The sequence below is a fragment of the Actinomycetota bacterium genome (assembly GCA_030776725.1).
Taxonomy (GTDB): Bacteria; Actinomycetota; Nitriliruptoria; order Nitriliruptorales; family JAHWKO01; genus JAHWKW01.
The window spans coordinates 21,594-29,103 of the sequence record JALYHG010000022.1; the positions used below are offsets into that span (position 1 = coordinate 21,594).

Sequence of the window (7,510 nt, forward strand, 5' to 3'; positions counted from 1 at the left end):
ACCAACGCGCCGGTTAGCCTCGCCGGCGATGGAGCGGTCAGAGCAGCTGTACGCCCGCGCCCTGCGGGCGATCCCGGGGGGCGTGAACTCGCCCGTGCGCGCCTTCGGGTCCGTCGGGGGGACGCCGCCGTTCCTGACCCGTGGTGTGGGCCCGTACGTGTGGGACGAGGACGGCGCCCGCTACGTCGACCTGGTGCAGTCGTGGGGGCCGCTCCCGTTGGGGCACGCCCAGCCGGAGGTGGTCGCCGCGGCCGCGGCGGCGCTGCGGCGCGGCTCGACGTTCGGTGCACCCACCCGCGGGGAGGTCGAGATCGCCGAGGAGCTGATCGCGGCCGTGCCGTCCGTGGAGCAGGTCCGGCTGGTCTCGTCGGGGACCGAGGCGGCCATGAGCGCGGTCCGGCTGGCACGCGCTGCGACCGGGCGCGCCGTCGTGATCAAGTTCGCGGGCCACTACCACGGCCACAGCGACGCGCTCCTGGCCCAGGCCGGGTCTGGTGTCGCCACCCTCGGTGTCCCCGGGTCTCCCGGTGTCACGCCCGGTGCGGCCGGCGACACGGTCGTCGCTGCGTGGAACGACCTGGACGGCGTCGACCGGGCGCTGGAGCAGGCCGGTGACGACCTCGCCGCGATCATCTGCGAACCGATCGCCGCGAACATGGGGTTGGTGCCCCCGGTGGACGGCTTCCTCGCGGCGCTCCGCGGCCGTGCGGACCAGGCGGGTGCCCTCCTGATCTTCGACGAGGTGATCACCGGTTTCCGGCTGGGGCGGGGCGGGGCGCAGGGGTGGGCGGGCGTCGTCCCGGACCTGACCGTCCTGGGCAAGGCGATCGGCGGCGGCCTGCCGCTGGCGGCATTCGGTGGCCGGGCCGACGTGATGGGTGAACTGGCCCCGGCAGGCCCCGTGTACCAGGCGGGGACGCTGTCGGGGAACCCGGTCGCGGTGGCGGCCGGCCTGGCGCAGCTGCGTCTCCTCGACGACGCCGCGTTCACCCGGCTCCACGCGGTGGCCACGGCACTGGTCGACGGACTCGAACGGGCGTTCGACGCAGCCGGCGTCGTGGCGACGGTGGGACAGGTCGGGGCGCTGGCGGGCGTGACGTTCGGTCCCACTCACGTCGTCGACGACGCCACCGCCCGTGAGGCCGACCACGCGGCCTACGCACGGTTCTTCCACGCGATGCTGCGTCGCGGCGTGTACCTCCCCCCGTCCGGGTACGAGATCCTCTTCCCGTCGCTGGCGCACGACGGGGAACCGGTCCGGGCCGTGGCCGACGCGGCCAGGGACGCCGCCGAGGAGGTGGTGGGGCGATGAGGCCGGAACCGTCGGCCGCGGTGCCGCGTTGGCGTGGCGTGCGGTCGTTGATCCTCTCCGTCCTGGCGCTCGCTGTGGCCATCACGAGTTGCGGCGACGACCCGCAGACGCAGGTGTCGGATGCCGCGTCGGTGCCGCTGCTGGGCACCCTCGAAGCTGGCCAGCCTCTCCCCGACGCCAGCCTGCCGCGCCTGGACGGGGAGGGCGAGCTGCACACCGCCGAGCTCCGCGGAGAGCCAGCCGTGGTCAACTTCTGGGCCACCTGGTGCCCGTTCTGCGTCGAAGAGATGCCGGATCTTGAGGCCGTCCACCGCGAGCTCGGCGACGAGGTGCGCTTCGTCGGCGTCGACAAGGAGGACGATCTGGACAAGGCCCGCACGCTGGCCCGCCAGACCGGCGTGACGTACGAACAGGTCGTCGACGCTGACGGCAGCTTCTACCGGGCCGTGCAAGCTCGGGGCATGCCCACCACCGTGCTCGTCGACCGCCACGGCAGGATCGTCCACCGTCACGCCGGGCCGCTCACGGCCCACGAACTGCGGGCGTTGATCGCGCAGCACCTGCGTCACGTCGACGGATGATCGACCGTGCTGCCGTCGCGCGCAGGCGCGCGCGGAGCGGTCGTTTGTTGGCCGTAGTGGGCCGCTGTAGGCTCCCTGGCCCGCAGGCGACGACGAGGACGGGTTGAGCCTGAGTTGGTTCGTCGATTTCTTCCGGGCGCTGCCGGAGGCCTTCCGCGCGCTCTACGAGTTCGGCGACCCCAGCAACGTCGGCAACGGCTGGTGGGGCTTCGTCATCGTGGCGATCTGGGGAGTGTTCATCATCGGCCTGCCGCTGGCGGTCGCCCACGTCACCTACCAGAAGCGCGAGTGGGTGTCGGCCACCATGGGAGCGATCGCCGGGATGGGCGTGCTGTGGTGGGTCTTCGGCATCCTGCCGTCCGCGTGGATCTACTTCGTCGACTCCAACAAGGAGATCCTCGAGGACAGGATCATCCCCACGTCGCTGCGGATCCCCGTCGGCGGCGGGAACTACCTCGACGTCGCCACCGACCTGTACCAGGTGCTCCGCGACCTGGTCGTGGTCGGCTGGCACCTGGTCGCGATCGGTGCGTTGTTGTGGGCCGCGGTCGCCATCCAGAAGCGCCTGCCCAAACCGCTCGCTCCCGGTGAGGAACGACGCGAGCCCGGTGGCTACCGCTAGTGGCCGCGACGTCGACGATGCGGTACCACCGCAGGGCGAGCCTCCCGTCCAGGAGGCGTGCCGCCGCGACGCAGGAGGGCCAGGGTGGGTAAGACCGACCGGGGTGAACACCCCTTGATGTTCGACGACTACACGGTCGACACGGTCGACGCGCAGTGGCTGCAGGAGCGGGTCAAGCCGAAGCGCCACATCGGGTTGACCGCCGAGCTGTGCATCCTGTGCCGCGCCTGCGAGGACGTGTGCCCGTGGGAGTGCATCTACATGATGGACCCCGCGGTCATCCGGGATGCCACCAACCCGGAGATCAAGTCGCTGGCGGACACGTCGGGTGCGGTGTTCATCATCGACGACGCCGAGTGCACCCGCTGCGCGATCTGCGTGGAGCGGTGCCCGTCCGACGCTCTGTGGCTCGGGAGGGTCGAGGGCTACTAGCAGATGGGTCACCACCGCTGCGCCAGGTGACGCGCCGACGCGGGTCACCGGTCGGTCGGCGTGGCGACCGAGGACCGACGCGAGGAGATCGTCAGCGTGTCGAAGATCGGTGAGCTGCGGGAGCGGCTCAAGGAGCGCCGGCCCAAGGACCTGAACGACGTCAAGGGCCGGATCCAGGACAACGTTGTCTGGAAGTCGATGTTCCGCCCGGGCTCGATCTACCGGCGGGGCTACCGGGACACGTCGCGTGACCGTGCGCTCGCGGCGATGAACAACGTGCTGTACCACCTGCACCCGGTCAAGGTGAAGCGTCACGGCCTGAAGCTCACCTACACGTACTGCCTCGGGGGCCTGTCGTTCTTCCTGTTCATCGGCCTGACGATCACCGGCATCTTCCTGATGTTCTTCTACCGGCCGACCGCCGGGCCCGGGCAGGAGCTGGCGTACCTGGACATGCGCGACATCATCGCGAACGTCACGTTCGGGCAGTTGGTGCGCAACCTCCACCGGTGGGCCGCCCACCTGATGGTGTTCACGGTGTTCCTGCACATGGCCAGGGTCTTCTACCACGGGGCGTACAAACCACCCCGGGAGTTCAACTGGGTGGTGGGGATCATGCTCCTGCAGCTGACGCTGCTGCTGTCGTTCACCGGGTACCTGCTGCCGTGGGACCAGCTCGCGATCTGGGCGGTCCAGGTCGGTACCTCGATGATGGGCTACACGCCCGTGTTCGGCCGCCAGGTGCAGTTCGTCCTCCTCGGCGGCGTCGAGATCGGGCCGAACACGCTGCTGCGGTGGTACGTGCTCCACGTGTTGTTCCTGCCGTTCATCCTCGTCCTGTTCCTGGCCGTGCACTTCTGGCGCATCCGCAAGGACGGCGGCATCTCGGGCCCGCTGTGAGCGCCCGGGTTCCCGCCCCACCCCCCAAGGAGGCTTGATGTCCGAGCAGGTCGAGATCGACCAGGAGACCTACGACCGGCTGATCGCGGAGGGCAAGAGCGAGCGGATCGCCCGCGCCAAGGCCAAGGCCGCGGCCGTTCGCAAGGCCAAGGCGCAGGCTCGTGAAGAGGTCGGCGCGGCCGACGAGGGCGCGGCGCGGAGCGAACCCGCGGAAGCCGCCGTCGGCGGCGGGTCGGAGGGCGTCCCGGCGACCAAGGCCGCCACCGCCACCGAGGAGGTGCCGGCTGGGCGGCTCACTCCCGCGCAGCGGGCCGCACGGGTCGCAGCCGCGCTCGGACCGGACGGGGGCGGGCCGAACCTCCAGACGCGCGAGGAGCACACCCACCGCCTGCTGGCGATGATCCCCCCCGAGGGCATCCAGCAGGTGCAGAGCAAGCAGCAGGACAAGGTCTACACCTGGCCACACCTGTTCGCGGTCGAGTTCGTGTCGCTGCTGGCCGTGTCCGCACTGCTGCTCGTGGTGAGCTACTTCCTCGATCCGACCTTCCGCGCGCTGGCCAACCCCAACCTCACGCCCAACCCCTCCAAGGCACCGTGGTACTTCCTGGGGTTGCAGGAGCTACTGCGCTACTTCCACCCGATGATCGCCGGCGTGACGATCCCCGGCGTCGGCCTGATCGTGCTCGGCGCCACCCCCTACCTGGACCGCAACCCGTCGATGCACCCGGAGTACCGCAAGTTCGCGGCCATGGCCTTCACGTTCTTCATGGTGATGTGGACGTGGTTGGTGATGTTCGGTTCGTTCTTCCGCGGCCCCGGGTTCAACTTCGTCTGGCCCTGGCTCGACGGCCTGTACTTCGAGATGTAGTGGGCACGACAGGAGCGATGCGCCGACATGGCTAAGACCAAGGGCTGGAACCTGCCCACGATCAAGCGCCGCGATTTCCTGCGGACGGCTCTGATCGCCGGCACCGCCGGCGGGGTGGGCGCGTTCGGTGCCGCGTCGCTGGGGTTCCTGTGGCCCAACCTGGGCGAGGGCTTCGGGGCGCAGATCACAGTGGGGTCGGTCGATGAGCTGCTCAGCGACATCCAGTCGGAGAACGCCCCGTTCGAGTACCCCGCAGGTCGTCTGTACGTGGTGACCTGGGACCCCAACATCCCCGGCGCCGAGGAAGCCTACGGCGAAGACCACGTCATCACCGACGGCGGCGTGGGGCTGATGGCGCTGTACCAGAAGTGCGTGCACCTGGGCTGCCGGGTGCCGTGGTGCCAGTCGTCGCAGTGGTTCGAGTGCCCCTGCCACGGGTCGAAGTACAACCGGCTGGGCGAGTGGACCGGTGGGCCGGCACCGCGGGGCCTGGATCGGTTCCCCAGCGAGATCGACGACGACGGCAACTTCGTCGCCAACACCGGGATCGTGGTGACCGGCCCTGCCCGGACCGCCAACGTCCTGCAGCAGGAGCCCGAGGGCCCGCACTGCATCGACATCTGAAGACGACGTCCGACCGACCCGAGAGGCACCATGGAAGCAAGGGACATCGCCGTCATCGTGCTGCTCGTGGCGCTGGCGGGCTTCGCGGCGGCGTACTTCGTGGTCGGACCTGGCCGGCGCCGCGGACCCCGACGCGTCGGCGACATCCCCCTGTCGATGCGCCCCTACCACTCCGACGAGGAACTGGAGAGCACCGGCCTGGAGCGGGCGATGTCGTGGGGGGTCGCGCTGACGCTGTTCATGGCGCTGTTCCTCCCGGTGTACTGGCTGCTGGAGCCCACCCGCATCAACGAGTGGAAGGACGTCTTCTACGAGCGTGACCTCGAGCACGGCCGCTTGGAGTTCGCCGAGGCGTGCGCCCAGTGCCATGGCAGCGACGCCAGCGGCGGGAGCGCCCAGCCTCCGCCCGGATCGGGACTCGAGGCGTCGTGGCCGGCGCCGGCGCTGAACACCTTCGTCGCCCGGTACGAGGACAACCCCAACGTCGACGACGTCGAGGAGTTCATGCTCGAGACCATCCGTCGCGGTCGGGCCGGCACGCCGATGCCCGCGTGGAGCGCGGCGTACGGGGGTGCCATGAACGACCAGCAGATCGAATCGATCGTGGCCTACCTGCTGTCCATCCAGGTCGACGAGGTCGACCAGCCTCAGGCGTTCCGCGGGGCCAGCGGTGCTGAGATCTTCGACGCCAACTGCGTCCGCTGCCACGGCGAGGGTGGATCGGGGCAGCGCGCCAACGGTCCCGCGCCCGCCCCCGAGCTGATCCACGAGTTCGCCCGGTACGGCGCCGACGGGACGCCGGAGAACGACCGTGCCGCGCGCGAGCTGGTCCGGCACACGATCGAGGAGGGGCGGCGGGTGCCGGGCGGCCTGCCCCCGATGCCGGCATGGCGAGGTGCGCTCACCGAGGATGCGATCACGCGGCTGGTGGACTACCTCGAGAGCATCCAACAGCGGGCGTCCTGAGCCGGAGGAACCCATGCCTGACCTGCTTCTGCTGGCCACCGAGGAGGGGATCCCGCCCACCCACATCGCCTCGACGCTCGTCCCGATCATCGGGTTCATCTTCTTCGCGGGCAGCGTGTTCCTGCTGCTGTGGTCGAACTACGGCTGGAAGAAGGGTGGCCTGATCTACGGCACCGCGTTCTTCGCGTTCGCGGCGGCCATCGGGGTGTTCTGGTGGTTCGGCGCGCCGGGAACGCCGATCGCGACCGGCTTGACGTACTTCCCGGGGCAGTCCGTCGATCACTACCAGGGCAAGTGGTTCCCGATGGAACCGGGATCCGAGCGAGCGGAGTACTTCCAGGTCACCAACGACCTCGAAGCGTTCCAGACCCCGGCTGAGTTCGTCGGCATGGCGAACGCCCCGCAGGAGGAGCTGGAGAGCGATCCCCGTTACGACCAGCTCATCGGCGACCTGTCCACCGCCGTGGACCGCATGCTGTCGGTGTACTTCCCGACCAGCCAGTCCGGCACCCCGATGCTGGGCCAGCAACGTCGGCGGGCGATCAACGACAAGATCCCCGACCCGTCGCAGGTCGAGGGCCTCGAGCCGGCGTCGCCGTTCCTGAGCGCCCGGGTCAAGCCGCGCGAGGACGACCCTGATGAGCCCGAGATCCTCGTCACCCGTGACCGCGGCCTGCGGGTGGCTGGTGCCAAGCTCCAGATCGTCGCCAGCTACGTGACGCCGGGGGGTTCATCCGATCCCCAGGAGTTCGTCGTCGAAGAGGCGAACTTCTACGCCTTCAAGGACCCCGGGGCGATCTGGTTCCCGTCGGCGGTTTGGACTGGGATCGCCGCGGTGCTGTTCGGCGCCTGCCTGTTCGGGCTCGACCGGGTGGAGCAGCGCGGGAAGGACCGCGAGAAGGATCGCACCGCCGAGCGCGACCCCGTCCCCGCCTGAGCCGGCGCCCGACCACCGAGACCGACCGCTCCCGCGAGCGGGGATGGGAACACGCCCGCGTCGCAGGCGTTGTCCCCGTCGGCGAGCCATCGCCCGTCACCCTCGGTCGCACGGCGAGAGCAACCTGATGGGACGACGCGCACTGCTGACCGCGGCGACCATCGCCGCCGTGGTCGCCGCGGGGTGTGGGGGCGGCCCCCCCGCGACGTGCGTCGACGTGCCGTCGGGGCGTGGCTGCGTCGACGTGATCGACGAGTCGCATCGACGG

General features: G+C 70.1%; 9 protein-coding genes. All 9 read left to right on the forward strand.

Annotated features, from left to right (window positions below; translation table 11 throughout):
• Positions 1 to 28: 28 nt before the first annotated feature.
• Positions 29 to 1,312: a glutamate-1-semialdehyde 2,1-aminomutase gene (gene hemL / locus M3N57_00935; GenBank protein ID MDP9021272.1), complete on the forward strand. Its 1,284-nt coding sequence runs from the start codon at positions 29 to 31 to the stop codon at positions 1,310 to 1,312.
• The gene (locus M3N57_00940; protein ID MDP9021273.1) at positions 1,309 to 1,893 is read left to right on the forward strand and encodes a TlpA family protein disulfide reductase; all 585 of its coding nucleotides are present in this window, start codon (positions 1,309 to 1,311) and stop codon (positions 1,891 to 1,893) included. The genes hemL and M3N57_00940 overlap by 4 nt, the downstream gene beginning before the upstream one ends.
• 103 nt (positions 1,894 to 1,996) lie before the next feature.
• Entirely contained in the window at positions 1,997 to 2,515 is a 519-nt protein-coding gene (locus M3N57_00945; protein ID MDP9021274.1) for a hypothetical protein, read from the forward strand.
• A gap of 84 nt (positions 2,516 to 2,599) precedes the next feature.
• Positions 2,600 to 2,947 carry a 4Fe-4S binding protein gene (locus M3N57_00950; GenBank protein MDP9021275.1) on the forward strand — a complete coding sequence of 116 codons (348 nt, stop codon included), beginning with the start codon at positions 2,600 to 2,602 and terminating at the stop codon, positions 2,945 to 2,947.
• 198 nt (positions 2,948 to 3,145) lie between these two features.
• Positions 3,146 to 3,847, forward strand: coding sequence for a cytochrome b N-terminal domain-containing protein (locus M3N57_00955; protein MDP9021276.1), 702 nt, complete (start codon positions 3,146 to 3,148; stop codon positions 3,845 to 3,847).
• A 37-nt stretch (positions 3,848 to 3,884) separates the two neighbouring features.
• Positions 3,885 to 4,715: a menaquinol-cytochrome c reductase cytochrome b subunit gene (locus tag M3N57_00960; GenBank protein MDP9021277.1), complete on the forward strand. Its 831-nt coding sequence runs from the start codon at positions 3,885 to 3,887 to the stop codon at positions 4,713 to 4,715.
• A 27-nt stretch (positions 4,716 to 4,742) separates the two neighbouring features.
• Positions 4,743 to 5,339: a Rieske 2Fe-2S domain-containing protein gene (locus M3N57_00965; protein MDP9021278.1), complete on the forward strand. Its 597-nt coding sequence runs from the start codon at positions 4,743 to 4,745 to the stop codon at positions 5,337 to 5,339.
• A 30-nt stretch (positions 5,340 to 5,369) separates the two neighbouring features.
• On the forward strand, positions 5,370 to 6,305 hold the full coding sequence (locus tag M3N57_00970) for a c-type cytochrome (GenBank protein ID MDP9021279.1): 936 nt from the start codon (positions 5,370 to 5,372) through the stop codon (positions 6,303 to 6,305).
• A 13-nt stretch (positions 6,306 to 6,318) separates the two neighbouring features.
• Positions 6,319 to 7,242 carry a hypothetical protein gene (locus M3N57_00975; GenBank protein ID MDP9021280.1) on the forward strand — a complete coding sequence of 308 codons (924 nt, stop codon included), beginning with the start codon at positions 6,319 to 6,321 and terminating at the stop codon, positions 7,240 to 7,242.
• Positions 7,243 to 7,510 lie beyond the last annotated feature (268 nt).